The organism is Frankia sp. Mgl5, assembly GCF_023242985.1.
Lineage (GTDB): Bacteria > Actinomycetota > Actinomycetes > Frankiales > Frankiaceae > Parafrankia > Parafrankia soli.
On record NZ_JALKFY010000825.1, the window covers coordinates 40,079 to 65,560 of the forward strand.

Genomic DNA, 25,482 nt, shown 5'->3' on the forward strand with positions numbered 1-25,482 from the left:
CATAGGGGTCCTCTGCTCGACGGAGGTGACGATGTCCGAGGTCTCCAGTACCCGATTCTTCGGCAACCTCGACGACCTGACGGCCACCTCGCGGCGCTGCGAGTGAGCTTGGCGCGTGTGACGTCGAGAAATTCTGGAAAAATGTCGAAATCTGGCTTCGCCGACTTGATCTGTCGGCGTTGCATGTTTGCGGCTCGCTGGTCCCGGGCAGCCAATACTGGGAAAATATCCCTGACGCCGGCTCCGCCGCCGACGCCTCCGTCGACCAGCCCGCCGATACGGTGTGAGGTAGAGCATGGCAGCTGTCGTCAGCCCGCCGCCGGTCGCGGCTGGTTCGCGGCCACGACTGTCCGCGAAATCCAAACAACTCACGCCGACCGAACGCGCGGCGCGGGGAAAGGACGCGAGGACGCTCGCGCCGCGCCGGATCCATGGCGAGTATGCGCCGGCGTCGGGCCGGGTCGATCCGGTCGACCTGATCGAACGGCAGTCGCGGACCCGGCTGCCTGAGCTTGTCCCGCTGCGCTACCAGCGCATGCTGGAGTCACCGTTCCGGTTCTTTCGCGGTGCTGCCGCGGTCATGGCGGCGGATCTCGCCGGCACGCCGGTCTCGGGGATCGACGTCCAGCTCTGCGGCGACGCGCACCTGCTCAACTTCCGCCTGCTCGCGTCCCCCGAGCGCCACCTGGTGTTCGACATCAACGACTTCGACGAGACACTTCCCGGCCCGTGGGAGTGGGATGTGAAACGGCTGGCCGCGAGCCTGGTCATCGCCGGCCGCGGCAACGGGTTCGCGCCGGCGGGCCGACAGGCGGCCGTCATCGCGGCGATCGGTGCGTACCGGGCCTGGATGCGCCGGTTCGCGGCCATGACCAACCTCGACGTCTGGTATGCCCACGTCGACGTGGACCAGCTGCAGGCCCGGTTCGCGGGCGTGCTGGGACGGCGGTACGCCAGGCGCCTGTCCCGCGCGGCCACCAGTGCCCGGTCCCGCGACCGGCGGCGGGCGTTCGCCCGACTGACCGAGGTGACCGACGGCCAGCCTCGTTTCGTCTCCGACCCGCCGCTGCTCGTCCCGCTCCGCGAGCTGCTCCGCGGAGCCGAACGCGACCTGCTGACAGGTCAGCTCACCACCGTCATCGACCGGTACGGCACCACCCTGGCGGACGACCGGCGTTCGCTGCTCGCCCAGTACCGGCTCGTCGACGTCGCGCGCAAGGTCGTCGGCGTCGGCAGCGTGGGCACCCGCTGCTGGGTGGCGCTGCTGCTGGGCCGTGACCGTGACGACCCGCTGTTGCTACAGGTCAAGGAGGCACAGGCATCGGTCCTGGCTGATCATCTGCCCGGCAGCCGGTACGGCAACCAGGGGGAGCGGGTCGTCGCCGGGCAACGTCTGATGCAGGCCGCCGGGGACATCTTCCTCGGCTGGCAGCGGGTGGACGGCATCGACGGGCAGCGCCGCGACTTCTACGTCCGCCAGTTGCAGGACTGGAAGGGCATCGCGCTCCCCGAACGCATGGACCCCGACGGCCTCGCCCTGTTCGCGCGGATGTGCGGAGCGACCCTCGCCCGGGCCCACGCCCGCTCAGGTGACCGCGTGGCGATCGCGGCCTACCTCGGCGCCGGAGACGCCTTCGACCGGGCGATCGCCCGGTTCGCCGAGGCCTACGCGGACCAGAACGAACGTGATTTCGCGGCGCTCACCGAGGCCGTGCGGTCCGGACGGATCAGGACGGCAGGTCAAGGAGCGGGGCGGGGACCCCGTCGGCATCGACCGTCCCCGGCCCCAGCGGCCCGGGTGAAGGCCGGCAGACCGCGAACGCCGTCGGCGGTCGGACCACGCGGGGGTGCCGGCGCGCTGTCAGGGACGACCGAGGGCGGGCGCCGAAACCGCGCGGCGGGCCCGTGAGACGTCGTTAACGATCGTCGTTGACGCGCGCAAGGGGGGCTCCGTAATGGATTATCCACTTCTGTCGGCATTCTGGACGATCGAAGTAGCGGGTCCTGGCCTGAGCGTGCTACGGATCGAGCGCAACGCCATCTGGCGTAACCTCGTCGGGCTTGGCGCCAGCGCCCCGGCCGCGCTGGATGAGGCTTCGACCACGACCATGCGGTCGTCCTCGGCCAGCTCGGCAGAGGTTCTGGGCTTTATCTACTAACTTGGTAGACATAGTACCGGCCTGCCGGTACCGTCCCTGACATGAGCGGTCATGCAATCTTGGTCGACCGCCCGCACGTCGACTACGGGCGGGTAGCCAGTGCCCTCTGTCGACGCTGCCGCTGAGCCTGCCGCTCACTCCACGAAAGTCTCCTCGCTCGATCGTTTGAACTTGCTCGTCTGACAGTTCCGACGTCGCGCACCCGTAGCTGTGCCATGCCACCAGCGCAACCGAACATCCCACCTGCGGCGGCGCCGGGCGGCTGGCCGGTCCCGCCTGGCAAACGCTCCGATGCGCGAGTTCGCCCTGACGGTCAGTCCTCCCCTCTGACACCGATTCCCGGCTGGGTGACGGCAAGGACGCCAGAGGGGACGGACGCGTTCGAACCACGTCACAGAATCAGCGCAGCAACGGAAGGCTGACATGTCACCACCCGACGCGTCGGACCTGCTCGTCGAGGCGGCGTCCCGGCAGGCGGTGCCCCCACCCGCGGCGGCGTCCCGGCAGACGGACGAATCCCCGCCAGCCTCGGACCCGCCGGGAGAGAGGGCCCGGCCCCTGCCCGCCGTCGAGACGCTGTCCGGGGCCGGCCTGCGGCAGCGGCGCAGCCTGCCCCGGCCGATCCGTCGGCTGTTCGGCCCCGTCCTGTTGTTGACGATCTGGCAGGTCGGCTCGGTCGTCGGTTACATCCCCGAAGACACGATCGCGGCTCCGAGCGCGGTGGCCGGCACCGGTTGGGACATGGTCGTCGATGGTTCGCTGCCGGAGGCGCTGGCGGTCTCGTTGCGCCGGGTCGGCTACGGGCTGGTCCTCGGCGGGCTCGCGGGGCTGGCTCTCGGCCTGCTCTCCGGCCTGTTCCGGCTCGGCGAGGATCTCATCGACGCGCCCATGCAGATGCTGCGCACCGTTCCGTTCCTCGGCCTCATCCCGCTGCTCATCATCTGGTTCGGGATCGGAGAGGCCCCGAAGATCGCACTGGTGACGCTGGCGGTCGCCTTTCCGCTCTACCTGAACACCTACGCGGCCATCCGTGACGTCGACGAACGCCTGGTGGAAGCCGCCGGCACACTCGGGCTCAACCGCTGGCAGCTGGTCTGGCACGTCGTGCTGCCGGGATCACTGCCGGGAATGCTGGTCGGGCTGCGCTACGCCCTCGGGTTCTCCTGGCTGGCGCTGGTCATCGGTGAGCAGGTGAACGCCGACCAGGGCATCGGCTACCTGATGATGAACGCCCGCGAGTTCCTGCAGACCGACGTGATCGTGGTCTGTCTCGTCGTGTACAGCCTGCTCGGGCTTCTGACCGACGTCGTTGTCCGCCTGCTGGAAAAGGGGGCGCTGTCGTGGCGGCGCGGATTCTCGGGGCAGTGAGAGAAAGCGCGGCGAACGAGAACACCGGGAACGAGAACACCGCGGAGGAGAACACCGGGCGTGGCGCCGTCACCGTACGAGGCCTGCGCCGGGTGTTCACCGATCCGGCCGTCGGAGAGAAGGCCGTCCTCGACGGGCTCGACCTGACGGTGGCCCCCGGCGAGTTCGTCGCGCTGCTCGGTCGTAGCGGCTGTGGCAAGAGCACACTGCTGCGCATCCTGGCCGGCATCGACCGCGAGGTCGAGGGCGACGTGGTCGTCCCGACCAGACGCTCCGTCGCCTTCCAGGAGCCACGACTGTTGCCGTGGAAAAAGGTGTGGCGCAACGTCGCGCTCGGCCTCACCGGACCCGACGTGCGCCTGCGATCCCTGGCCGCGCTCGCCGAAGTGGGCCTCGACCACCGGACCGACGCCTGGCCGCTGACGCTGTCGGGTGGGGAGGCGCAGCGCGCCGCGCTGGCCCGCGCGCTGGTGCGCTCGCCGGACCTGCTGCTGCTCGACGAGCCCTGCGCCTCGCTGGACGCGCTCACCCGGCTGCGGACGCAGACGCTGATCGCGGACCTGTGGCGGCGGCACGGCCCGGCTGTCGTGCTGGTCACGCACGACGTGGAGGAGGCACTGCTGCTGGCCGATCGTGTCCTCGTGATGGCCGACGGCGGGATCGCCCAGGACGTCCCGGTCGAGGTCGACCGGCCTCGCCGGCTCGACGACCCCGAAGTCGGACGGCTGCGCACCCAGCTGCTCGGCCTGCTGGGGGTTCCGGTGTGACCTCGGCCGGCGCCCGCGCTGTTCCAGGCTCTCCCGCCGACGTCCCGAGAGACGGACAGACCGGCCGACGGGCCGGCCGGCAGACCGAAACCGAAGGAGAACCACCCGTGTCCACCCTCGTCCGCCGCCGCCCGCGGTGGGTCGTCGTCCCGCTGGCCGCGGCGCTCGCCTTCGGCGCCGCCTGCTCGTCGAACGACGACACCACCACCCCGGACACCGCGGCGGGCCCCGTCGACCTGTCGACGGTCACTCTCAAAGTCGGCGACCAGAAGGCCGGCACCAAGGCGCTGCTCGGCGCCGCGGGCCTCCTGGACGATCTTCCGTACAAGATCGAGTGGAGTTCGTTCACCTCAGGGCCACCCCTCCTCGAAGCACTGGCCGCCGACGCCATCGACCTCGGCGGCGTCGGCGAGACCCCGCCGATCTTCGCGGCGGCCTCGGGTGCCGAGCTGACGCTGGTGTCGGCCTACGAGGGTGACTCGGCCGGCGCGGCGATCCTGGTCAAGGACGCCTCGTCGATCAGGACCGTCTCGGACCTGCGGGGCAGGAAGGTCGCCGTCGCCAAGGGCTCGTCAGCGAACTACCACCTGCTCGCCGCGCTGGACAAGGAAGGCCTGACCTTCGGCGACATCGACCCGGCCTACCTGCAGCCGCCGGACGCGCTGGCGGCGTTCAACAACGGCAGCGTGGACGCGTGGGCGATCTGGGACCCCTACACCGCCATCGCCGAGCAGAACCTCGGCGCCCGGGTGCTGGTGAACGGCGAGGGCGGCCTCAGCACCGGCCTGACCTTCCTGGCCGCCCGCCCGGAGGCGGTGGCCGACCCCGGCAGGCACGCCGCGATCGCGGACTTCCTGGCCCGACTGCGTAAGGCCTACACCTGGACGACCGAGAACCCGGACGCGTGGGCGCAGGCATGGGCCACCGACACCGGTCTGACGACCGAGATCGCCAAGGTGGCGCTGGGCCGCGAGAACCGGGTCTGGATCCCGCTCGACGACGACGTCGCCAAGCGGCTGCAGGTGGTGGCGGATGCCTTCACCGAGGCCGAGCTGATCCCCCGCGAGGTGGTGGTGGCCGACTTCGTCACCGACGAGTTCAACGACGCGGTCCCGGCGTCGGCCCCGGCGGCGCCACTCACTTCCTCCGCGCCCGTTTCGTCGTCCGCTCCGGCATCGCCAGCCGCATCATGATCGCCCACTGGCACTGGTTCCCGCCCACCTCGTACCCGGGGTTTCTCCGAACCGCCGCCCCCGATCTCGTCGGCCCGTAACTCCTCCCGGAAGGAAGCCGCCCCATGACCAGCCCGGCCGTTGTGGACGTCGACCTCGACGTCACCCCCCTGACCCTCCGCATCGGCGCCCGCGTCGACGGCGTCCGCCTGTCCGGCGATCTCGACGCCGCGACCGTGGCGGCACTGCGCCAGGCGCTGCTCAAGCACAAGGTGCTGTTCTTCCGCGGGCAGCACCACCTGGACCCCGACAGCCAGATCGCCTTCACCCGCACGCTGGGGGAGCTCACGCTGGCGCACCCGACTCAGGCGTCGCTCGCCGGCTACCCGATCATCCACGAGCTGGACGCCTCCAAGGGCGGCCGGGCGGGCGCCTGGCACACCGACGTGACGTTCGTCGTCAACCCACCGGCGATCTCGGTGCTCCGGGGCGTGGAGATCCCGCCGACCGGCGGCGACACGGTCTGGGGCAACACCGCCACCGCCCTGACCGACCTCCCGCTCGAGCTCCAGGCGCTCGCCGAGAGCCTGCGGGTCTTCCACACCAACCAGCATGACTACGGCCTGCGTCGGCAGGACCTCGAAGGGCTGCCGGAGGAGTTCATCGCGAAGTTCGAGGAGTTCCGCTCCATCGAGTTCGAGGCGGAGCACCCGGTCGTCCGGGTCCACCCCGAGACAGGCGAACGCGCCCTGGTGCTCGGCGGATTCGTCAAGCAGCTCAAGGGAGTCTCGCAAACCCAGTCGGCACTGCTGCTGAACATCTTCGCCGAGGTCGTCAGCCGGCCCGAGAACCAGGTTCGCTGGCACTGGAACACCGGCGACGTCGCGATCTGGGACAACCGGGCGACCCAGCACTACGCCGTCAACGACTACACGACCGAGCCCCGAATCGTGCACCGCGTGACGGTGGCGGGCGACCTCCCGGTCGGTACGGACGGCCGGCCGAGTGTCGTCCGGGCCGGTGACGCGTCGACCTACTCGCCGATCGCCGGTGCGCCCGACGCGCCTCGGCCCTGACCCCGCCTGTGGGCCGGTGTCAGCCGGGCGCCGAAGCGGCGGCGAGCTCGCGGACGACCTCGGCGAACCCGGCCACGAGCGGGTCGGAGGCGCCGTTCACCCAGGCGAGGGCGACCCGTAGCGGCTCGACGTCGATGATCGGGACCCAGCGCAGATCGGGACGGGCGTAGTACTGAGCCATGCTGGCGGGGGCGAAGCAGACCGCCGCGCCCTCGGCGACCTGCTCGAGCATCTCCTCGACGTTGTCGTTGGTCGGTCCCCAGCGTGGCGTCGACCCGTCCGGCCTGGGATTCACCGCCCACCAGTCGACCCATTCGCGCGGTGCCCGCTCCGTCCACATCAGCGGCTCGTCGTTGACCTCGAGGACGCCGACGCCGTCGCGTCCGGCCAGCGGATGGCCGGCGGGCAGCCCGAGGACCCTCGGTTCGACGTGGACGATCTCGGCGTGCAGGCCGGCCAGGTCAGCCGGCAGCCAGACGAAGGCGACATCGATCTGGCCGTCGCGCAGCGCGGCTACCTCACCACCCCAGTCGAAGCGCTTGGGTTCGACCCTGACTCCGGGGTGACGCCGGGCGAACTCGGCCCGTGCGCGGGTGGTCAGCTCGCCGGCACCACTGGCCTCGAAACCGACCCGGAGCAGGCCGGCCTCGCCGCGCCGGTGACGCAGAGCCGCGGCCGTGACGCGATCGGCCTGGCGCAGGGTGGCACGTGCCTCGGACACGACGTCCCGCCCGGCGGCGGTCGGGGTCACGCCGCCTGGATGCCGGTCGAACAGCCGGACGCCGAACTCCGACTCCAGGCTCTTCAGGGCGTAGGACAGCGCCGGCTGGCTCACGAAGAGCGCCTCGGCCGCCCGGCGCAGGTTCCTCTCGTCGGCAATCGCCACGAGGTAACGCAGCTGCCGCAGCTCCATGCGGAGATGATAAACGCTCTTTATCGAGAGTTCGGATCTCTGACTTGGACGACCGCGACCGTCGGCTGGCATAACAGCAGGCGGCGCGGGCACCTCGATCCGGAGCCACCTGATCGAGGGACGCCCGCGTTCCGAACGAGGGGATCGCGTTGTGCAGACTTCGACCGAGCAGACTGCGGACACGCAGGCTTCGCCCACACAGCCCCGGACGCGTTCCGCCGCCGGCCGGGTCTGGCTGATCACAGGCGCGTCGTCCGGCTTCGGCCTGGCGATCGCGCAGGCGGCGCTCGATGCCGGCGACACGGTGGTCACGGCCGTTCGGCGGCCGGCGGCGGTGAAGGAGCTGGCCGCCAGCTACCCGGACCGGGTCGCGCCGATCACGCTCGATGTCACCGACCCGGCCCGGATCGCGGCCGTCGTCGCGGAGGTGATTCTCTGGTATGGCCGGATCGACGTGCTGGTCAACAATGCCGGCCGTGGCCTGGTCGGTGCGGTCGAGGAGACCACGGACCGAGAGCTGCGCGATCTGATGGAACTGCATTTCTTCGGCCCTGCCGCGCTCACCCGCGCGGTGCTGCCGCACATGCGACGCGAGGGGTCCGGCGCGATCGTGCAGATGAGCAGCATGGGAGGCAGGTTCTCCTTCCCCGGGGTCGGCGGTTACTCGGCGACGAAGTTCGCCCTCGAGGGGTTGACCGAGGCGCTCGCGGGCGAGGTCGCCCAGTTCGGCATCAGGACTCTGATCGTGGAACCGGGAGCGTTCCGCACGTCGTTCGCCGGCGGTTCGGCCCTGCTCCATGCCGCGGAACTGCCTGAATACACATCGACGGTCGGCACCGTCCGCACCGATCTGCCCGAGTCCGACGGCAGGCAGCCGGGCGATCCCGCCAAGGCCGCCGCGGCGATCCTCGCCGCACTCGACTCGGACAACGCGCCGTTGCGGCTGCCGCTGGGCAACGACGCCACCGACGCGGTCGTGGCACACCTGGACTCGGCCCGCGCCGAGCTGCTGGCGTGGGAAGCGGTCAGCCGGAGCACCGACTTCGACGACTGAGGCCCCCGTGACCGGCAACGGCCATCCGGACGGGGCCGCCCACGTCATCGATGACGTCGTCCGAGGCCTCTGATCGGGCGATAACCTCAGTACGGGAAATGGGCGAGGGCCGGCGCTTCCGTGCTACCTGTTACCACTGGTCGCGGTGCAGCACATGGCGCAGAGGAATTCGGGTGGCCGGTCGGAACTCGGTGCCGACGGTGTAGGCGAGTGGGATGAAGGCGGCCAGCATCACCCGGTCGTACGGTACGCCCAGCAGCGTGGCCATCTCGCGTTCGAGGGGCGCCTGTGCGGTCGTCCACACCGTCCCCAGGCCCCGGGCGCGGGCGGCGAGCATGAAGCTCCACACCGCCGGCAGGATCGAACCCCAGGTCATCGACTGGGCGAGGACGGACGCGTCGTCGGTTCGCCCCTCGACGCAGGGGACCACGAGCGCGGGGACCCGGTGGATGTTGTCGTACAGGTGCTGGAAGCCGCTGCGTATCCTGGTCAACGACGACGGGTTGGCGCTCATCCGTTCGGCGTCGCGCCGCGTCAGCGGGCTGGCCTGCGGGTCGGCCGCGGCGACCGCGCGTCGGAAGACGTCCGCGAGAGCGCGGCGTCGCTCCGTGTCGGTGACCACGATGAAGTGCCAGCGCTGCCGGTTGCGCCCTGTCGGGGCCTGCACGGCGAGCTCGACGCATTCCTGGACGAGCGCCCACGGCACCGGCCGGGACAGGTCCAGCCGGTGGCGTACCGCCCGGGTGGTGGACAACAGTTCATCGGGCGACAGGTCCAGCAACATGGGGATGCCTCTCGTGGCCTCGTGCGGATCGGGGAATCCACAGGTTGCCCACCTGCCGCGCCAGGGCGGTAACGTCCGGTTTCATCAGGTGAAAGTGGCGCGATGACGGGCGGACACAGCGCGGCATCAGGGAGGCGGCGGCATGTCGGCGGTGGGCCGGGCGCTGTCCGTCCTGGACGCCTTCGCAGACGGGGCGACCTGCTTACGGCTGACGACGATCGCGGAGCGGGCCGGCCTGCCGTTGCCCACGACGCTGCGGCTGGTGCGGGAGCTTGTGGCGTGGGGAGGGCTGGAACGCCAGGCGGACGGGTCGTACCGGCTGGGGACCCGGCTGTGGGTGCTGGGCGGCCAGGTTCCCTGCCAGCGCCGGCTCGCCGAGGCCGGCCGGCCCTACCTGCGGGAGCTCCGGACGGCGACGGGCCGCGCCGTCGCGCTCACCGCCCTCGACGGCGATCGGCTGCTCGTCGTCGATGAGCTGGGCGCAGCCGTGCCGCGGGGCTCGTACCTGCCTCTGCACGCGACGGCCGCGGGCAAGCTCTTCCTGGCCCACGGTCCTGACGCCCTACGACAGCAGGTGCTGCGCGATCTCGTGCGGGTCACGCCGTACACCATTACCGCGCCGGGGCTGCTGCACCGCCAGTTCACCGAGATCCGCGGCGGCTCGCCCGCGATCGCCACGGAGGAGCGGTGCCTGGGGGAGGTCGAGGTCGCCGTGCCTGTGGGGGCGACGGGCGACGGCGTCCCGGTGGCGGCGCTCTCCGTGACGGCGCCCTCCGTCCCGGCCGCGCGGCGGGCCACGCCGGTGCTCGCGGCGACCGCGTCCGCGCTCACCGCCCGTCTGACCCCGCCCTCCTCGGGCCAGGATTCATCGACCAGCCCTGCCTCGCGCAATCGGCGCGTCCCTGAAAGACGACCGCGGTAGGTGGGCCTTCACCGCCGGGCGGTTCCGGCTGCCCAACGAATTCTCACGGTGGCTACGGCGATCTGGCACAACGACATCGCCGCATCGACCGGTCACTGATTACCTCGACCGCTGAACAGGAAGGACTACCCGGCCTAAAATTGATGTCGGCGTCGCGGTATGGGTGGCGGGTGTGATTCCTCGCCTTGATCCCGATGGAGGCCGTCAATTGTGAAGTTCCTGGCCAGCACGTTGGTACCCAAACAGAGCACCGGCGCCGGGCGTCCGCCGCTCAGTCAGCGCGACCGGTTCCGTGAGGTCGTGGACCTTGCCCTGTGGGCTGAGCGGATCGGCTACGACGCCTTCGGGGTCGGAGAACGGCACAACCCGGCCCTGTTGTCCTCGTCGCCGGCGGTGATCCTGTCGCACATCGCGGCGCGGACCACCCGGATCCGTCTGGTCACCACCGTCGCCGTGCTGTCCCTGACGGATCCCGTCCGGGCGGCCGAGGATTACGCGACCCTCGACCATCTCAGCGACGGCCGCCTCGATCTGATCATCGGTAAGGGCGGCGATCCGGTAGCACCGGGCGTCTTCGACGTCGCCGACGCCGATCTGTGGGACCGCCTGGAGGAGGGCTATGAACTGGTCCGCCGGCTGTGGCGGGAGGAGAACGTCACCTGGGAGGGCCGCTTCCGCCCGAAGCTGACCAACGCGACCATCGAGCCCCACCCGTTGCAGCGGCCGGCTCCCCGCGTGTGGCACGGCTCAGCCACCAGTCCCCGCTCCACCGAGCTCGCCGCACGCTGGGGTGATCCGCTGTACTCGGCCAACGGACTGCGCAGGGTCGATCACTATCTGGATCTCGTTCGCCACTACCGGGAGCGGCTCGCCTTCCACGGCCACGAGCCCGACACCGCGTTGGTCGCGGTCGGCGTGCACTCACCGATCATCACCGACCGCTCCCAGGACGCACTGGCGATCGCCCGGCCCGCCTACGAGGTCTCGGTGCGCGAGCACTTCCGCGACCGGGCCGCCTTCCCGTTCGACTCCCTGGAGGATTTTCTGCAGAACGGATCGGCGCTGGTGGGAACGGCCGAGCAAATAGCCGAGAAGCTCATGGACCTGCAGCGGAGGTTCGGTAATCAGGTTTTCGGGGTCGGTGTGGAGGGCTTCTTCTCCACCTACACGAACGAGCTGGGCTCGACCCGTGACCACCTCGAGCGTTTCTTCGCCGAGGTGGCCCCGATCCTACGATCGGAGATCCCCAGCACGATCTGGGAGACAGGGCCGGTCGCCGCCCAGCCGGCGTAGCTTCCGGACCGGGCCACCCGCGGCGTTCACCTGCTGGTGATCTGGTGGGTCAGCGTTCGAGCCTGCGGAACTGGCTGGCATGGAACACCAGTGGGCTGATGTCGTGGTCGGCGTCCAGGTCGTGCACGCGCAGCACGACGATGTCGTGGTCGCCGGCGCGTACCTGCTGGTCGATGCTGGTTTCGATCCAGGCACTGGCCCCGTCCAGCAGGACGGCCCCGTCGTCGGTCACCCGCCAGCGCAACTCGGCGAAGCGGTCGCCCCGCCTGCCCGCGAGCTGACGGGCTGCCCGTTCCTGCTCGGCGCTGAGGATGCTCAGCCCGAGTCGCGGCGCGGCGCGCAGCGCGGGCCAGGTGCTGGAGGTGTGGCCGATGCACAGCGAGACCAGCGGCGGGTCCAGGGAGACCGAGGTGAACGAGCTTGCCGCGATCCCCACCGGCACACCCTCGACCAGCGCCGCCACCGCCGCCACGCCCGAGGGGAAGGCACCGAAGACGTTCCGCAGCCGCCCGGGGTCGAAGATCTGCGTCGCGGCCCGTCCGGCGGCCGGCACGTCGCCGAGGACGCCGCGGTGCGGCGGGGGAGCGGTGCGGTGGTAGGTCATGGGATCACACTCCTGCCCCGTCGGGAAACGCGCCGCCGACGGCACCGCCGCGCGGGACGCCGGTGCCGTCGAGGCCTGGACTCAGGAAATAAGTGCCGACTCCGTGGCCGCGGGGGGCGTCGCGGCCACGGAGTCGGCGCCGAGGACGGGCACGGTGTCGACAGCGGGTGCGGTGTCGGCGGCGGTGTGCTGCTGCTGGCGGCGGGCCGCGGTGTGCCGGTTCTCCGGGATGGGCAGGCCGAGGTTGCCGCGCAGCGTCGTGGACTCGTACTCGCTGCGGGCGATGCCCCGTTCACGCAGGAGCGGCAGGACCTGGTCGACGAACTGGGTGAACTCGCTGGGCACCGTCACCATGATGTTGATGCCGTCGAAGCCGCCGTTTTCGAACCAGCGCTCGATCTCGTTCGCGACGGTGCGCGGTGAGCCCACGAACGGCGAGCGGAACGCCTTGAGCTGGTGTTCGACCACCTGGCGCAGCGTGAAGTTGTTCTCCCGGGCCAGCTTCTTGATCCCGTCCGCCTGGGTCCGGAAGCTGAGCGCGCCCGCGTCGCCGACCTCGGGGAACGGTGCGTCCAGGTCGTACTGCGAGAAGTCGTGCCAGCCGAAGGGACGGCCGAGTTCGGCCAGCGCCCGCTCGAAGCTCTTCGCGCCGAGGGTCGCGTCCTCCTTGGCGCGGGCCTCCTCGTCGGTGTCGGCGATGATCGGGAAGATCCCCGGGATGACGAGCAGCTGCTCGGGGTCGCGCCCCTTGGCCGCCGCCCGCGCCCGCAGCTCGCTGCGGAACGCCTGCGCCTGCTCAAGAGTCTGGGCGTGGCTGAAGATCGCGTCGGCGATGCTCGCCCCCAGGTCGCGTCCCTCTTCCGAGTCACCCGCCTGGAAGATCACCGGCTGGCCCTGGGGGGTGCGCTCGAGGTTGAGCGGCCCGACCACCGAGAAGTACTCGCCGGAGTGGTTCAGCGCGTGCTGGCGGTCGCGGTCGAAGAAGACGCCGCGGTCCTTGTCGCGGGGGAAGGCGTCGGCCTCGTAGGAGTCCCACAGCCCCTGCGCGATCCGGACGTGCTCGTGCGCCCGCCCGTACCGGGTCGCGTAGTCGTAGTGCTCGTCGCGGCTGTAGTTGCCCGCCGTCCCGGCGTCACCGCTGGTGACCACGTTCCAGCCGGCCCGGCCGCCGCTGATGTGGTCGAGCGAGGCCAGCCGGCGGGCGACGTTGAACGGCTCGTTGTAGGAGGTGGTGATCGTACCCACCAGGCCGATGTGGCTGGTGTGCACGGCGACCGCCGACAGCAGCGTCAGCGGCTCGAGCCGGCTGAGGTAGTGGTTCGGCGAGTCCGGGGTGATGAACTGGCTGTCCACGATGAAGATGTGGTCGAACTTCGCGGCCTCCGCCTGCTGCGCGCGGGCGATGTACCAGCGGACGTCCACGCTGGCGTTGCCCGGGATCTCGGGGCTGAGCCAGGTGTTGTGCTGCCCCGGGCCGCCGACCCCGATGAGGACGGCGCCCAGCTTGAGCGTGCGAGCGGACATCGGTGGAACCTTCCTGGTGATCGCGCGGCGAGCGCGTTGGGACGGCTCTGTCGACCGGATCGCGCCGGATCCCGGCGTGACGGGCGCGCTGACGGGGCGGGAGGGGATCTGAACGGGATGCGCCGCCGCGCCCTCCGGTCGGCACCTCGCGAGGCACCGGCCAGGTCGGATCGGCGATGGAGCGGATCAGTGGTGACGCAGGGCAACCGAGAGTCGGTCTGTAATCCGATCAGGTCGGCGGACGGATCGGGTCAGCGACAGCGGGTGGCCTGACTGCGTGCATGGTCCAACCAGCGACGACACGTGAGCAGCACGGTGGTCGACTGGGCCATGCCGATCAGCATGCGATGTGCCTGACCGGATGTCCAACGATGCTTCGCGATGGAGACCCATCACGACTCGTGATGATTTTCCATCATCCCGATGAACATAAAGGGTTTGACAAGTAGCGTGTGTGGCATGCGCCGGACTCTGGACATCGCGCCGCTGCGCAGCTTCGTGGCTGTCGCGGACTGTGGCGGTTTCCAGCGGGCCGCGTCGTCCCTGCATCTCAGCCAGGCGGCGGTCAGCCAGCACGTGCGCCGCCTCGAATCGGCCACCGGACGGGTCCTGGTCGAGCGTCAGGGCCGTCGGTCCCAGCTCACCCGCGACGGCGAGCACCTGCTCGGCCAGGCGCGGCGGATCCTGAGCCTGCACGACGAGACCCTGCACGGCTTCGGCCTGGCGGAGACCGAGGAGACCGTGGTCATCGGCTCGACCGAGCACGGCGCGGCCCAACTACTGCCGGTCCTCGCGGACGTGCTGGGGCAGTCGCTGCCCCACCACAGTGTCCGGTTCCGCATCGACCGGGGTGCCAGCCTGCTCGAAGGGCTCGAGGCTGGCCGGATCGACCTGGCGTTGCTGCTCGGCCCGGCCGACAACCCGCGCGCGCAGCCGGTCGGCGAGCTGGAGCTGACCTGGTACTCCGCCCCGACCTGGCGGCGGCCGTCGCTGGCCCAGCCGATCTCGGTGGTGGCCTTCGACCAGCCCTGCGCGCTGCGGTCCCGGGCCCTGGAGACGCTGTCGCTGCACGCGATCGAGACGGTGATCGGCGCGGAGGCCATCCAGCTGGCCGGCGTACAGGCGGCGGTCGGCGCCGGTCTCGGGATCGCGTTGATGGCCACGTTCGGCCAGACCCCCGAGGGCCTCGTCGCCCGCGACGACCTGCCCAGGCCGGCCCCGCTGCCGATGGTCCTCTGGGCCAGGCAGGGTCTTCCCGCGAAGACCTCACAGAGCATCGTGGAAGCGTTACGGCAGGTGCTGGAGCGGTTGCCGGCCGAGCGGAACACTGCGCGGCTCGAACTTGCCACCGGAGCCTGACGGGAGCCAGCGCACCATGTCGCTCATCTCAATCCCCGGAGCCTCACCCATCCGCGGAGCCTCACCTCGTACTCGGCCGGCCACCTCCGGGGTGATCGCGGCCGTGATCCCGAGCCCGTTCGTCGACCAGATCCGGTCCCGGCTCGGCGCCGAGGCGCATGTCGTCGACGTCCTCGGCGGGGAGGTCGCGCCGGCGTCGTCGGGCCCGGTGCCAGTCCTGGTGATGCCGCCCGCGGCGCTGGGCGGCTCGCCGACGGCCGCCGTGCTGGCGGCGGTCGAGCGGGCCGGCTGGGTGCACTTCCTGTCGACCGGTATCGACGGCTTCCCACTCGATCGTCTCGCCGGCCGGACGGTGACCTGCGGCCGCGGGGCGAACAGCCCGGCGATCGCCGAGCTCACCGTCGGTCTGCTGCTCGCCGCCGAGAAGCGGATCCCGCAGATCTGGGAGGCCCGGACGAACGAGCCGTTCCTCGCCGAGCCGCTGGGCACGCTCGTCGGTCGGACGGTGGGGCTGATCGGATTCGGGTCCATCGGCCAGGAGCTGGCCCGCCGGCTGGACGGGTTCGGGACGCGGCTGCTGGCCCTGCGCCGCAGCGGACGCCCGGCCGAACAGCCGACCGTGACCGTGGTGCGGACCCTGCCCGAGCTGGTCGGCGAGGCGGACCACCTCGTCGTGGCCGCGCCACTGACTCCGGACACGGACCGGCTGCTGGACGACGCGGCGTTCGCCGTCACCAAGCCCGGTCTGCACCTGGTCAACGTCGCCCGGGGGCGGATCGTCGACACCGACGCGCTGGTCCGGGCACTGGCCGCCGGGACGGTGTCCCGCGCCAGTCTGGACGTCACGGACCCCGAACCGCTGCCGGCCGACCATCCGCTGCGCCATGACGCCCGCGTCCGGATCCTGCCGCACCTGTCCTGGTCGGCTCCCGGCGGCCTCAGCCGCGGCTTCGACCTCTTCGCCGACAACCTGCAACGCTGGTGCGAGGGCCGGCCGCTGCACGGCGTCGTCGACGTCGAGGCAGGCTACTGACTCGGATGGAACTCTCCAGGGATGACCCGGACGAGAGCAGGTTCGACCTCTACCTACCACCCTGATCCGACAAACCACCGCTATCAGTGCATATGGCGACGCGTGGCGCGGCGACCGTGCTGTGCGACCGGGCGGTGCTGCCGAGAGAATTATCTTGACTGAGTGCAAATTTTTTGGTCAAGCTACTCGCCATGAGCAGAAGCGGGTTGAGCCTCGAAGAGCGCGTGCAACTGCTGGAGGACCGGGAGGAGATCCGGCAGAGTCTGATCGACTACGGCGAGCTGCTCGACGCCCGTGACCTCGATGCCTGGGCCGAGCTGTGGGCGGAGGACGGCGAGTTCGAGATGAGTACGGGTCGGACGGCACGCGGGCGGGCCGCGATCAGGGAGATGCTCGCCACGGTGATGGAGAAGAGCCCGCCGGCAGTTGTCCACATGGAGATGAACCCGCGGATCACCGTCGACGGTGACACCGCCCGTTCCACGATGCTTTACGGAGTCGGCCGCACCCAGGACGACGGGCTGACCCGCGTCATCTGGTTCGGACACCACCACAGCCGGCACGTGCGCACTCCGGACGGCTGGAGGATCCACTACCGCCGCAACACCGTCGACCTGCCGGAGACCGGCCACCCCTGAACCGGACCCGGTGTTCCGCGGAACACCGGAGCACCGGCGCCGTACGTCGGTTCGCGCCCCGTTGCGCGGGGATCAGCCGGGGCGGTTGGCGAGTGCGACGGCCGGGGCGCAGGCGGCGCGAGCGGTGCGGGCGGGTGCGCCGAGCAGGTAGCCCTGGCCGAAGTCGATGCCGGCGTCGATGGCGACCCGCAGCTCGGCGGTGTTCTCGATGCCCTCGGCGATCACGCAGCCGCCGATCTCCGCGGCGACGTCCACGATGGCGGCGGCGACGGCGCGGCGGGCGGGGTCGCGGTCCATCCCGTGGGTGATCAGGTAGTCGAGTTTCACGATCTCGGGCCGCAGATGGATGAGCTGTTCGAGGCCGGCGTAGCCAGTGCCGATGTCGTCCACCGCGATCTGGGCGCCGAGCGCGCGCAGCGCGTGGATGCCGCGCATGACCACCGGGTCGGCGCTGAAGTACTCGTGTTCGGTGATCTCGACGATCAGTCGTTCGCAGGCCGGGAACGGGGCCAGCAGGCCGACCAGGCCGGAGGTGATGGTGGCCGGTGAGGCGTTCACGGCGAGGGTGACCGAGCGGGGCAGCTCGGACATCACGGTCAGCGCGCGCCGGATGGCCGTCAGCTCGAGGTCCGTGCCGAGCCCGACGCTGCTGGCGACGGCGTACCAGCCCTCCGGGTCGTCGGTCGATCCCGGGAAGCGTGACAGCGCCTCGACTCCCACCACGCCGCCATCGGAGAGGTCGACCACCGGCTGGAAGACGATCTGCGGGCCACCGGCGTCGATGAGATCGTTGATCACCCGGGAGACCCGGCTGCGTGTCTCCCACACCCGGTGCAGGTCGATGACGGCGTCGCTGAGGAACGCGGCCAGCAGGCTGAGGAACCGGCCGTCGCGTTCGCGCAGCTCCGGGCGGGGCTGGTGCGCGAGGCAGCCGAGGATGCCGTAGATGTCGTTGTCGTTGTCGTAGACCGGCGTGGCCACGTACGCCCCGATACCCAGTACCTGGACGGTGCCCGCGGCGGCGGTCCGCGGGTCGCGGTGGGTGTCGGGGATGATGACCGGCCGATCGTGGGCGAGTACCTGGGCGTACAGGGCCGCCTCGCGGCGGATCGTGCTGCCCGGCGCGATGCCGAAACCGGCCGCGTCGCCGTTGACGACCTGCAGCACCAGCAGGTTGCCCTCGACCCGGCCCAGCCAGGCGAGGTCCATGCCGAGGTGGCGGCGCAGCACCCCGAGCAGGTCGGCCACCGCGGGGTCCGGTTCCACGACCTCGATCGGTGGGCCCAGTGGCGACGCCGGACGCGCCATGGGCACCACCTCCTCGCTACGGCATGCCCAGGCCGGTGCGGCACACACACCGCGGCACGGGCCGAGGGTCGCCGAGGGCTCCCGAGGAGTCAGAGCCAGCCGTTGCGGCGGAACGCCCGGTACAGGAACAGGCAGGCGGTCGCGATCGTCACCAGCACGGCCGGATAGCCCCAGACCTGCCGCAGCTCGGGCATGTGGTCGAAGTTCATTCCGTAGATCCCGGCGACCGCGGTGGGCACGGCCCCGATAGCCACCCACGCACTGATCTTGCGCATGTCCTCGTTCTGCGCGATGGTCACCTGCGTCAGTGTCGCCTGCAGGATCGACGACAGCAGCTCGTCGAGGTGGGTGATCCGTTGCGTGGCCTGCACGAGATGGTCGAAGACGTCCCGGAAGTGGTCGCGCACATGCGGGTCGATCATCGGCAGTGGGGTGTCGGACAGCGACCGCAGCGGGGCGGCCAGCGGGCTCACCGCGTGCTTGAACTCGAGGATCTCGCGCTTGAGCTGGTAGAGCTTCTCCACTGACGGCCGCGCCGAGTGCTCGAACACCGACGCCTCGGCGGCGTCCACGTCGGCCTCGATGCGGTCGACGACCGCCAGGTAGTCGTCGACGACCCGGTCGCACACGCCGTGCAGCACCGCGGACGGCCCGTGGCGCAGCATCTCCGGCCGTCCCTCCAGCTCGCCGCGCAGCTGCTGGAGCCCACCGTGCGCACCGTGGCGGACGGTGACGACGAAGTCGGAGCCGATGAAGACCATCACCTCGCCGGTGACGACGACCTCGGTGTCCGCGGTCAGCTCGCCGTGCTCGACGTAGCAGGCGGTCTTGAGCACCACGAACAGCGTGCTGCCGTACCGTTCGATCTTGGGTCGCTGGTGGGCGACGACGGCGTCCTCCACGGCGAGCGCGGGCAGGCCGTAGATGTCGGCGATGGATTCCAGCTCGGAGTCGGTGGGCTCGAACAGGCCCAGCCAGGCGAACGCGCCATGGTGGCGGCGGGCGATGTGCGCGGCGGTCAGCATGTTCGACCCGTCGGGGACCCGCTGGCCGTCGGCGTAGACGTGGCAGGCGACGACCTGCCCGGAACGGACCTGCTCGGCGGTGGGCGTCGGGGGCCGCTTGGGACGGGTGCGCACCAGCGACACCGGGCGCGCCAGGGCGCCGGCGAGCAGGTCGCGCAGCGACCCGCCGCCGTGCTCGAGGTCGAGCCCGTCGTCGAGCCCGTCGCTGTCGTGCCCGTGCCCGTGGTGTCCGCCGGTGCCGGAGCCGTCCTGGTCGTGCCCGTTCACGCCGTTCTCCTCCGCGAGCTCGCTGCGGCCCCTGTCCGGCCCGGCGTCCATCCTTGCGGACGGCGCAGGCGGCCCCGGCCCCGGATGAGCCCTGGGCCCACGGCGGTGACCGCGGCGGGACGAACAGTGGCGGCCGGTCGCCGCGCCCTGTCCTCAACCAACTGGTTGACGACCTGGGTGAGGCGGCCTAAGCTCGCTATTCAACCAATCGGTTGAGTAGCTGGCCGGCTGATCGTGGCCGGCCTGGAGGAATGCGGAGGGGGAGTGCCGGTGGTGGCGGCGGACACGCTGTCCCGGGTGTTCTCGGCGCTGGCGGACCCGACCAGGCGCGACATCGTGGCGCGCCTGGCGGTGGGGGACGCCACCGTCAACGAGCTCGCCGCGCCCTACGACATGACCGTCCAGGCGGTGTCCAAGCACCTGCGGGTGCTGCAGGACGCCGGCCTGGTCAGCAGCGGCCGGCAGGCGCAGCGGCGTCCGATGCACCTGGAGGCCGACGTCCTCGACCTCCTGACGACGTGGCTCGAGCGGTACCGCCGCCAGGCCGAGGAGCGCTACCGGCGCCTCGACGACGTCCTGCGCGCCATGCCCGACGACGTCCACCCGATGCCGCCCCGCCACCCACCCGACCGGGCGGGGCCGCCCGACCCGGCCGAGTCACCCGAACCGACGACCTGACCCGGCCTGACCGCCGAGCCCGACAGGAGCATCGACATGCCCGCCACCGACACGAACCCGACCACGATCACCGCAGACCCGACCGTCCCCCTGGTGCGGATCACCCGCGAGTTCGACGCGCCGCCGGCCAAGGTCTTCCGCGCCCACAGCGACCCGGATCTGGTCGCTCAGTGGCTCGGCCCGCGCCGGCACCGGATGGTCGTCGACCACTACGACTGCCGGACCGGCGGCTCCTACCGCTACCTGCACGTCAGCGACGGCAACGAGTTCGGCTTCCACGGCTGCTTCCACGAGGTCCGCCCGCCCGAGCTGATCGTGCAGACGTTCACCTTCGAGGGCTTCCCGGACGGCGTCGCCCTCGAGCGGGTGACCTTCACCGACCTCGGTGGCGGCCGCACCCGGCTCGTCGCCACGTCGCTGGTGGACTCCTTCGAGGCCCGCGACGCCTTCCTCGCCTCCGGCATGGAGGAGGGCCTCAGCGAGGGCTACCAGCGTCTCGACGAGCTGCTCGCCCGCTGACGCGTCCCCGACGGCGCTCGGCGGCGCCGTACCGACGGGCGCCGCGCCGGCGCCGCACCGGCCGCCCACAGGCTCAGGCCTTCGGGCCGCCGGCGACGTAGAGGACCTGGCCGGACACGAAGCCGGCGCCCTCGCCGACGAAGAACGACACGGCGTGGGCGATGTCGTCGACCTCGCCGGGCCGGGCGACCGGGATCTTCGACTTCGCCACGGCCAGGTAGTCCTCCCAGCCGACACCCAGGCGCTCGGCGGTCGCCCGCGTCATGTCGCTGACGATGAACCCGGGCGCCACGCAGTTCACCGTGATGCCGAACTTGCCCAGCTCGATCGCCAGCGTCTTGGTGAAGCCCTGCAGGCCGGCCTTGGCGGCCGAGTAGTTCGCCTGGCCGCGGTTGCCCAGCGCGGAGATGCTGGAGAGGTTGACGATCCGGCCCCACTTCGCGTCCACCATGTACTTCTGGGTGGCCCGGGCGGTCAGGAACGAGCCACGCAGGTGGACGCCCATGACCGCGTCCCAGTCGCCCTCGGTCATCTTGAACAGCATGTTGTCGCGGGTGATACCGGCGTTGTTGACCAGCACCGTCGGCGCGCCGAGCTCGGCGGCCACCCGGGCGACGGCCGCGTCCACCGCGGCGGCGTCGGAGACGTCGGCGCCCAGGGCGATCGCCTTCCCGCCCGCGGCCGCGATCGCGTCCACGGTGGTCTTGGCCGCTGACTCCTCGAGGTCGAGCACGGCCACCGCCATGCCGTCACGGGCCAGGCGCTGCGCGATGGCGGCGCCGATGCCGCGGGCCGCTCCGGTGACGATCGCGACGCGGGACGGGGCTTCGGACACGGACCGGCTCCTCACACCAGACGCCACGCGCGACGGCGTGGCGATCGGACACACGCCGGCAGCCGTCCACCGCGGGCGAGTCGCCGGTGCGACCGGACCACCGCCGGCGCCGGGCCCACACCGGCCCGGCGGCCTAAAGTCAACCGGTTCGCGGCCCCGAACGCCACCGGTCGGCAACGTCGCCGGTCGGGTGCTCAAGCCGTGCGGGCGGGGCGGCGCAGGAGGGCCACGGCGGGCACGATTCCGGCGAAGGACAGGGCGGCGGTGACCCACCAGACCCGGGTGAACAGGTGCAGCGGGATGCCGCTGGCCACCGACGATTCGCCGAGCACCGCGATGGTGACGGCGACGCCCAGGGCGATGCCGGTCTGGCGCACCATGTTGACGACCGCGGAGCCGGTCGCGAACGACTGCGGGGGCAGCGACGCGGCGGCCGTGGACATCATGGTGGGCAGGGTCAGGCCGACGCCGATCCCGGTGAGGGTCATGCCGCCGAGCACGCCGGAGACGTAGTTCGGCTCCGTGGTGATCGCGAGCGCCCACCAGGCGACCCCGCCGCCGAAGATGACACTGCCCAGCCCGATGACGATCGCCGGCCCGTAGCGGGCGATCAGCCTGCCGGTGACGCCGAACGAGACGAGCGGGACCATGAGCGGCCCAGGCGCCATGGCCAGGCCGGCCTGCAGCGCGGACCATCCCCACTGGCCCTGCTCCCAGAGCACGATCGACAGCAGCATCGCGCCGAAGGAGGCGGAGAAGAACAGCGCGACGATCGAGGCGCCGGTGAAGTGCCGGGAGGTGAACAGGGACGGGTGCACGAGCGGGTTCCGGCTGGTGGCGCAGTGGACGGCGAACAGGACGAGCAGGCCGACCCCGCCGGCGAGGGATCCCACCAGCGCCGCCGAGGACCAGCCCCAGTCCGGCCCCCGGACCAGCCCGGCGGTCAGCAGCCCGACCCCGCCGGTGGCCAGCAGCACGCCGACGGCGTCGGGCCGCTCGGTCGGCTGGCCGGCCAGGCGTGGCAGCCGGCGCCAGCCGACGACGAGGGCCGCGAGGCCGACCGGGACGTTGACGAGGAACGCCCAGCGCCAGCTGGCGGCGACGAGCAGCCCGCCGACGACCGGGCCGATCGCCGCCGACATCCCGCCGACGGCGGTCCAGGTGCGCACGGCGCCCTGACGGCGCTCGGGTTCGTGGGCCGCGAGCACCAGGCCCAGTGAGGTGGGTGTCACCAGTGCGGCCCCGGCGGCCTGCGCGAGACGGAAGCCGATCAGCATGTCGACGGTGGTGGCCGCCGCGCAGGCCGCCGACGCGAGCGTGAACACCGCGACGCCGAGCAGGAAGCCGAGGTCGCGGCGGTACCGGTCGGCGAGCCGTCCGAAGAAGACGAGCAGCGCCGCGTAGACGACCGCGTAGCCGTTGAGCACCCACGACAGCCGGCTCAGGTCGGTCTCGCCGAGATCGTGGGCGATCTGCGGCAGCGCGACGTTGACGATGAACAGGTCGAGGCTCGCCAGGATCACGCCGCTGCAGACGATCAGCAGAACCTCGCGCCCGGACGCCTCGCGGCGCCGTGCGGGCGAGACGCCCCGGTCCATCATCAGTTCTGTCATGCAACTGAACTTAGAGTGCTGGCGTTCCATCACGCAACTGACTAGCGTGCCGGTCATGGAGCGCAAGAGCTTCGCGGACATGAACTGCTCGGTGGCCCAGTGCCTCGAGGTCGTCGGCGAGTGGTGGACGATGCTGATCCTGCGCGACGCCTTCCTGGGGGTGAGCCGCTTCGACGACTTCCAGCGGCGGCTCGGGATCTCCCGCAACGTGCTCACCCAGCGCCTCGCCGGTCTGGTCGAGGCCGGCGTCCTGGCCAGGACCGCCTACCAGGAACATCCGCCGCGCTACGACTACCGGCTCACCGACAAGGGCCGCGACCTGTGGCCGGTGCTGTCCGCGATGCGGCAGTGGGGTGACCGGTACGCCGCGCCCGCGGGCCCGCCGGTGAGCGTGCGGCACCGTGGCTGCGGCGAGGTCTTCCACACGGTGCCCACCTGCTCGCAGTGCGGCGAGCCGGTGGGCCCGGGCGACGTCCGCGCGGTCGTCGGCCCCGGTGGCAGCGCGGATCTCCTGCCCGCCCGGTCAGCGCAGGCCTGAGCGCGCGAAGACGTCGACGACCTGCCGCTGGAACACCAGGTAGAGGCGGTGGGGGAGCGGCGTGTCCGCCCCGTGCCCCCGCGCGGCGTCCCGAAACTCAAGATAGTCAACAGTGTTGACGCCGCCGCCTTCCATTTTATGATCTTGAGTAGTCGGCCACGGATTTCTCCCCGCACACCTTTCAACCCAAATGCAAGGCAAACGCAATCATCGAATGCCTCCAAATAACATCGATGTCGTCTTGATCATGGAAACGCCCGGTTTCCCGGGACCTCGGGGAAAAGGCCGTCCGCGTTGATCCTGGCTGGCGATGAGACGAGATGAGAAACGCACGCGGATGTGCGGTGTCGTTGTCGGCGCCGCGGCCCTCGTCGGGGTCAGCTCCTTCACCGGGCCGATCCCCGGGGCGCTGGCGGCGGACGGCGCGCCCGATCCCGCCCCGCCCGGTGTGGCGAGCCTGAACCCGGCCCTCGCCCCGTTCGAGAACCAGCTGGTGCGCTGGCACGAATGCCGGACCGGCCCCAACGACGCGATCGGCTCCTACCTGGACGCGGCCGGCGCGCAGTGCGCCGGGATCAGCGTCCCGCTGGACTACGCCCGCCCCGACGGTCGGGAGATCACCCTCGGGGTGTCCCGGATCAGGGCGGCCGACACCGCCCACCGGCGCGGCATTCTGATGATCAATCTTGGCGGTCCCGGGGGCCCTGCTCTGGACGCCACCCCGGACCTGCGTGGCCTGCTCGGTGAGGCGGCGGACGGCTTCGACGTGGTCGGGATGGACCCCCGTTTCGTCGGCCGCAGCGCACCGCTGGACTGCGGGCCGATCCTGAAGCGGCCCTGGCCGCGCGCCGGCGGCCCCGACCGGGACAGTTTCGATCGCACCGCCGACGGTCAGGCCGCGATAGCGCGGGCGTGCGCGGTGCACGCCGATGTGCTGCCGTTCGCGTCGACGCGGAACACCGCTCGTGACATGGATATTGTCCGTGCTGCGCTTGATGAGCGGAAGACGTCGTTTCTCGGCTTTTCCTACGGCACCTACCTGGGTGCGGTGTACATGCAGATGTTCCCTGACCGGGTCGATCGTTTCGTTCTCGACAGTGCGGTGGATCCGGCGACGTACAACCCACGGGTGCTGCGCGACACCGGGGATCTGCTCGAGGGCGCGCTGCGGGAGTGGGCCGGCTGGGCCGCCGGGCGGGACGTCCAGTTCGGGCTTGGCGGCACGGCCGCGGAGGTGCTGGCCACCGTCGACCGGATCTACGCCGCGGCCGCGCGCGGTCCGCTGACCGTGGACGGCGTGGAGTACGACGCCGGGGACATCCCGGGGCTGCTCATGGATGCACTCGTCGACGACAGTGCGGAGGCGTCCGACATCCTGGCGATGGGTGTGCGGGCCTTCGCCGACGCGGCGGATGGCCGTGCGCCGGCGGAGAACCCCTACCTCGACGAGTTCCTGGACGGTGTCGCGACCGGCGGTCCGACGCTGCCCGGCGGGTCACCCGGGCGCCGGGTGGAGGCGGTGCCGGAGGGGTCGCTCAGCGCGTTCCAGAGCGCGCAGCTCGCGGTCCTGTGCGGGGATGTGCCGGCGTCCCGTGTGGCCGGTGAGTACCTGGCGGACATCCGCCGTCATCAGCGGGCGCAGTCGCATGTGGGTGCGGCGATCTGGAACCTGACCCCGTGCACGTTCTGGCCGGTGCGCCCGGTGGAGGCGCCGACCCGGGTGGCGAACGCCGTGCCCGCGCTGGTGGTGGCCGCGGAGAAGGACAACCGCACGCCGTACGCGGGCAGCCGGGCGCTGCACCGGGCGTTGTCCTCGTCGCGGCTGGTGACGTTGCGCGGAGCACGGGTGCACGGCGTGTACGGCGGGCGCAGCGGCTGTGTCGACGACGCAGTCAATGCCTACCTGCGGTCGGGCACCCTGCCCAGCGCCGACCTCACCTGCACCCGTCCGCCGGCTCCCCCGGGTTCGCTTCCGGAGTGACGGCCGTCGATCACGGGGTCGTGAGGATCCAGTGATCTGGATATCTGTGGAG

At 71.2% G+C, this 25,482-nt stretch carries 25 protein-coding genes; 16 read left to right on the top strand and 9 right to left on the bottom strand.

The genetic code is table 11. The features are described from left to right. Nucleotides 1–295 precede the first annotated feature (295 nt). The 6 genes from MXD62_RS33185 to MXD62_RS33210 all read left to right on the top strand — a co-directional run bounded on the left by MXD62_RS33185 (nucleotide 296) and on the right by MXD62_RS33210 (nucleotide 6,542). Entirely contained in the window at nucleotides 296–1,909 is a 1,614-nt protein-coding gene (locus MXD62_RS33185; RefSeq protein ID WP_248833302.1) for a DUF2252 domain-containing protein, read from the top strand. Nucleotides 1,910–1,955: 46 nt separating this feature from the next. Further along, nucleotides 1,956–2,159 carry a hypothetical protein gene (locus tag MXD62_RS33190; protein ID WP_248833303.1) on the top strand — a complete coding sequence of 68 codons (204 nt, stop codon included), beginning with the start codon at nucleotides 1,956–1,958 and terminating at the stop codon, nucleotides 2,157–2,159. 423 nt (nucleotides 2,160–2,582) lie between these two features. Then, complete coding sequence (locus MXD62_RS33195; RefSeq protein WP_248833304.1) at nucleotides 2,583–3,527, top strand: ABC transporter permease; 945 nt, start codon at nucleotides 2,583–2,585, stop codon at nucleotides 3,525–3,527. After that, nucleotides 3,500–4,294, top strand: a complete 795-nt coding sequence (locus MXD62_RS33200; protein ID WP_248833305.1) for an ABC transporter ATP-binding protein — start codon at nucleotides 3,500–3,502, stop codon at nucleotides 4,292–4,294. Before MXD62_RS33195 ends, MXD62_RS33200 begins: the two co-directional genes overlap by 28 nt. A 107-nt stretch (nucleotides 4,295–4,401) precedes the next feature. Next, nucleotides 4,402–5,487 (top strand): ABC transporter substrate-binding protein, encoded by a 1,086-nt coding sequence (locus MXD62_RS33205; RefSeq protein WP_248833306.1) that lies wholly within the window; start codon nucleotides 4,402–4,404, stop codon nucleotides 5,485–5,487. Between the two features lie 104 nt (nucleotides 5,488–5,591). Beyond that, entirely contained in the window at nucleotides 5,592–6,542 is a 951-nt protein-coding gene (locus MXD62_RS33210; protein WP_248833307.1) for a TauD/TfdA family dioxygenase, read from the top strand. Nucleotides 6,543–6,561: 19 nt separating this feature from the next. Here the strand turns inward: MXD62_RS33210 and MXD62_RS33215 are convergent, their stop codons facing one another. Beyond that, nucleotides 6,562–7,455 (bottom strand): LysR family transcriptional regulator, encoded by an 894-nt coding sequence (locus tag MXD62_RS33215; RefSeq protein ID WP_248833308.1) that lies wholly within the window; start codon nucleotides 7,453–7,455, stop codon nucleotides 6,562–6,564. Between the two features lie 235 nt (nucleotides 7,456–7,690). Here MXD62_RS33215 and MXD62_RS33220 point away from each other — a divergent pair, with 235 nt between their 5' ends. Next, entirely contained in the window at nucleotides 7,691–8,509 is an 819-nt protein-coding gene (locus tag MXD62_RS33220) for an oxidoreductase (RefSeq protein ID WP_285224279.1), read from the top strand. A 130-nt stretch (nucleotides 8,510–8,639) separates the two neighbouring features. Here the strand turns inward: MXD62_RS33220 and MXD62_RS33225 are convergent, their stop codons facing one another. Next, a complete protein-coding gene (locus MXD62_RS33225) occupies nucleotides 8,640–9,293 on the bottom strand; it encodes a nitroreductase family protein (protein ID WP_248833310.1) in 654 nt (217 codons plus the stop codon). A gap of 142 nt (nucleotides 9,294–9,435) precedes the next feature. Here MXD62_RS33225 and MXD62_RS33230 point away from each other — a divergent pair, with 142 nt between their 5' ends. Next, nucleotides 9,436–10,215: an IclR family transcriptional regulator gene (locus MXD62_RS33230; RefSeq protein ID WP_248833311.1), complete on the top strand. Its 780-nt coding sequence runs from the start codon at nucleotides 9,436–9,438 to the stop codon at nucleotides 10,213–10,215. 210 nt (nucleotides 10,216–10,425) lie between these two features. Further along, nucleotides 10,426–11,508: an LLM class flavin-dependent oxidoreductase gene (locus tag MXD62_RS33235; protein WP_248833312.1), complete on the top strand. Its 1,083-nt coding sequence runs from the start codon at nucleotides 10,426–10,428 to the stop codon at nucleotides 11,506–11,508. Nucleotides 11,509–11,557: 49 nt separating this feature from the next. On the opposite strand, the gene MXD62_RS33240 is transcribed toward MXD62_RS33235, so the two are convergent. Together MXD62_RS33240 and MXD62_RS33245 are read right to left on the bottom strand one after the other, a co-directional pair. Next, a complete protein-coding gene (locus tag MXD62_RS33240) occupies nucleotides 11,558–12,112 on the bottom strand; it encodes a flavin reductase family protein (protein WP_248833313.1) in 555 nt (184 codons plus the stop codon). A gap of 81 nt (nucleotides 12,113–12,193) precedes the next feature. Continuing rightward, the gene (locus MXD62_RS33245; protein WP_248833314.1) at nucleotides 12,194–13,636 is read right to left on the bottom strand and encodes an LLM class flavin-dependent oxidoreductase; all 1,443 of its coding nucleotides are present in this window, start codon (nucleotides 13,634–13,636) and stop codon (nucleotides 12,194–12,196) included. Between the two features lie 459 nt (nucleotides 13,637–14,095). Here MXD62_RS33245 and MXD62_RS33250 point away from each other — a divergent pair, with 459 nt between their 5' ends. The 3 genes from MXD62_RS33250 to MXD62_RS33260 all read left to right on the top strand — a co-directional run bounded on the left by MXD62_RS33250 (nucleotide 14,096) and on the right by MXD62_RS33260 (nucleotide 16,666). Beyond that, the gene (locus MXD62_RS33250; RefSeq protein WP_248833315.1) at nucleotides 14,096–14,995 is read left to right on the top strand and encodes a LysR family transcriptional regulator; all 900 of its coding nucleotides are present in this window, start codon (nucleotides 14,096–14,098) and stop codon (nucleotides 14,993–14,995) included. A 103-nt stretch (nucleotides 14,996–15,098) separates the two neighbouring features. Further along, nucleotides 15,099–16,028, top strand: a complete 930-nt coding sequence (locus MXD62_RS33255) for an NAD(P)-dependent oxidoreductase (RefSeq protein WP_248833316.1) — start codon at nucleotides 15,099–15,101, stop codon at nucleotides 16,026–16,028. A 206-nt stretch (nucleotides 16,029–16,234) separates the two neighbouring features. Continuing rightward, nucleotides 16,235–16,666, top strand: coding sequence for a nuclear transport factor 2 family protein (locus MXD62_RS33260; RefSeq protein ID WP_248833317.1), 432 nt, complete (start codon nucleotides 16,235–16,237; stop codon nucleotides 16,664–16,666). Nucleotides 16,667–16,738: 72 nt separating this feature from the next. Here the strand turns inward: MXD62_RS33260 and MXD62_RS33265 are convergent, their stop codons facing one another. Next, nucleotides 16,739–17,974: an EAL domain-containing protein gene (locus MXD62_RS33265; protein WP_248833318.1), complete on the bottom strand. Its 1,236-nt coding sequence runs from the start codon at nucleotides 17,972–17,974 to the stop codon at nucleotides 16,739–16,741. 89 nt (nucleotides 17,975–18,063) lie between these two features. Next, on the bottom strand, nucleotides 18,064–19,317 hold the full coding sequence (locus MXD62_RS33270; RefSeq protein WP_248833319.1) for a magnesium and cobalt transport protein CorA: 1,254 nt from the start codon (nucleotides 19,315–19,317) through the stop codon (nucleotides 18,064–18,066). 222 nt (nucleotides 19,318–19,539) lie between these two features. Here MXD62_RS33270 and MXD62_RS33275 point away from each other — a divergent pair, with 222 nt between their 5' ends. Both MXD62_RS33275 and MXD62_RS33280 read left to right on the top strand, forming a co-directional pair. After that, entirely contained in the window at nucleotides 19,540–19,944 is a 405-nt protein-coding gene (locus tag MXD62_RS33275) for an ArsR/SmtB family transcription factor (RefSeq protein WP_368862488.1), read from the top strand. Between the two features lie 36 nt (nucleotides 19,945–19,980). Next, a complete protein-coding gene (locus MXD62_RS33280) occupies nucleotides 19,981–20,463 on the top strand; it encodes an SRPBCC family protein (RefSeq protein WP_248833321.1) in 483 nt (160 codons plus the stop codon). A gap of 73 nt (nucleotides 20,464–20,536) precedes the next feature. Here the strand turns inward: MXD62_RS33280 and fabG are convergent, their stop codons facing one another. Together fabG and MXD62_RS33290 are read right to left on the bottom strand one after the other, a co-directional pair. Continuing rightward, a complete protein-coding gene (gene fabG, locus MXD62_RS33285) occupies nucleotides 20,537–21,298 on the bottom strand; it encodes a 3-oxoacyl-ACP reductase FabG (RefSeq protein WP_020461636.1) in 762 nt (253 codons plus the stop codon). 194 nt (nucleotides 21,299–21,492) lie between these two features. Continuing rightward, on the bottom strand, nucleotides 21,493–22,911 hold the full coding sequence (locus MXD62_RS33290) for an MFS transporter (RefSeq protein ID WP_248833322.1): 1,419 nt from the start codon (nucleotides 22,909–22,911) through the stop codon (nucleotides 21,493–21,495). A gap of 55 nt (nucleotides 22,912–22,966) precedes the next feature. Between MXD62_RS33290 and MXD62_RS33295 the strand changes: the two genes are divergently transcribed. After that, entirely contained in the window at nucleotides 22,967–23,449 is a 483-nt protein-coding gene (locus MXD62_RS33295) for a helix-turn-helix domain-containing protein (protein ID WP_248833323.1), read from the top strand. Here MXD62_RS33295 and MXD62_RS33300 read toward each other — a convergent pair. Continuing rightward, nucleotides 23,435–23,584, bottom strand: coding sequence for a hypothetical protein (locus MXD62_RS33300; protein WP_248833324.1), 150 nt, complete (start codon nucleotides 23,582–23,584; stop codon nucleotides 23,435–23,437). The two genes, MXD62_RS33295 and MXD62_RS33300, sit on opposite strands and share 15 nt — an antisense overlap. A gap of 202 nt (nucleotides 23,585–23,786) precedes the next feature. On the opposite strand from MXD62_RS33300, the gene MXD62_RS33305 reads away from it, so the two are divergent. After that, complete coding sequence (locus tag MXD62_RS33305) at nucleotides 23,787–25,430, top strand: alpha/beta hydrolase (RefSeq protein WP_248833325.1); 1,644 nt, start codon at nucleotides 23,787–23,789, stop codon at nucleotides 25,428–25,430. Nucleotides 25,431–25,482: the final 52 nt, after the last annotated feature.

What these genes read in the sequence shown, in the direction of transcription:
- MXD62_RS33185 (WP_248833302.1), top strand. Translation starts at nt 296, where the DNA reads ATGGCAGCTGTCGTCAGCCCGCCGCCGGTCGCGGCTGGTTCGCGGCCA.
- MXD62_RS33190 (WP_248833303.1), top strand. Translation starts at nt 1,956, where the DNA reads ATGGATTATCCACTTCTGTCGGCATTCTGGACGATCGAAGTAGCGGGT.
- MXD62_RS33195 (WP_248833304.1), top strand. Translation starts at nt 2,583, where the DNA reads ATGTCACCACCCGACGCGTCGGACCTGCTCGTCGAGGCGGCGTCCCGG.
- MXD62_RS33210 (WP_248833307.1), top strand. Translation starts at nt 5,592, where the DNA reads ATGACCAGCCCGGCCGTTGTGGACGTCGACCTCGACGTCACCCCCCTG.
- MXD62_RS33215 (WP_248833308.1), bottom strand. Translation starts at nt 7,455, where the DNA reads ATGGAGCTGCGGCAGCTGCGTTACCTCGTGGCGATTGCCGACGAGAGG.
- MXD62_RS33225 (WP_248833310.1), bottom strand. Translation starts at nt 9,293, where the DNA reads ATGTTGCTGGACCTGTCGCCCGATGAACTGTTGTCCACCACCCGGGCG.
- MXD62_RS33230 (WP_248833311.1), top strand. Translation starts at nt 9,436, where the DNA reads ATGTCGGCGGTGGGCCGGGCGCTGTCCGTCCTGGACGCCTTCGCAGAC.
- MXD62_RS33240 (WP_248833313.1), bottom strand. Translation starts at nt 12,112, where the DNA reads ATGACCTACCACCGCACCGCTCCCCCGCCGCACCGCGGCGTCCTCGGC.
- MXD62_RS33245 (WP_248833314.1), bottom strand. Translation starts at nt 13,636, where the DNA reads ATGTCCGCTCGCACGCTCAAGCTGGGCGCCGTCCTCATCGGGGTCGGC.
- MXD62_RS33250 (WP_248833315.1), top strand. Translation starts at nt 14,096, where the DNA reads ATGCGCCGGACTCTGGACATCGCGCCGCTGCGCAGCTTCGTGGCTGTC.
- MXD62_RS33265 (WP_248833318.1), bottom strand. Translation starts at nt 17,974, where the DNA reads ATGGCGCGTCCGGCGTCGCCACTGGGCCCACCGATCGAGGTCGTGGAA.
- MXD62_RS33270 (WP_248833319.1), bottom strand. Translation starts at nt 19,317, where the DNA reads ATGGACGCCGGGCCGGACAGGGGCCGCAGCGAGCTCGCGGAGGAGAAC.
- MXD62_RS33280 (WP_248833321.1), top strand. Translation starts at nt 19,981, where the DNA reads ATGCCCGCCACCGACACGAACCCGACCACGATCACCGCAGACCCGACC.
- MXD62_RS33290 (WP_248833322.1), bottom strand. Translation starts at nt 22,911, where the DNA reads ATGACAGAACTGATGATGGACCGGGGCGTCTCGCCCGCACGGCGCCGC.
- MXD62_RS33295 (WP_248833323.1), top strand. Translation starts at nt 22,967, where the DNA reads ATGGAGCGCAAGAGCTTCGCGGACATGAACTGCTCGGTGGCCCAGTGC.
- MXD62_RS33300 (WP_248833324.1), bottom strand. Translation starts at nt 23,584, where the DNA reads ATGGAAGGCGGCGGCGTCAACACTGTTGACTATCTTGAGTTTCGGGAC.
- MXD62_RS33305 (WP_248833325.1), top strand. Translation starts at nt 23,787, where the DNA reads ATGTGCGGTGTCGTTGTCGGCGCCGCGGCCCTCGTCGGGGTCAGCTCC.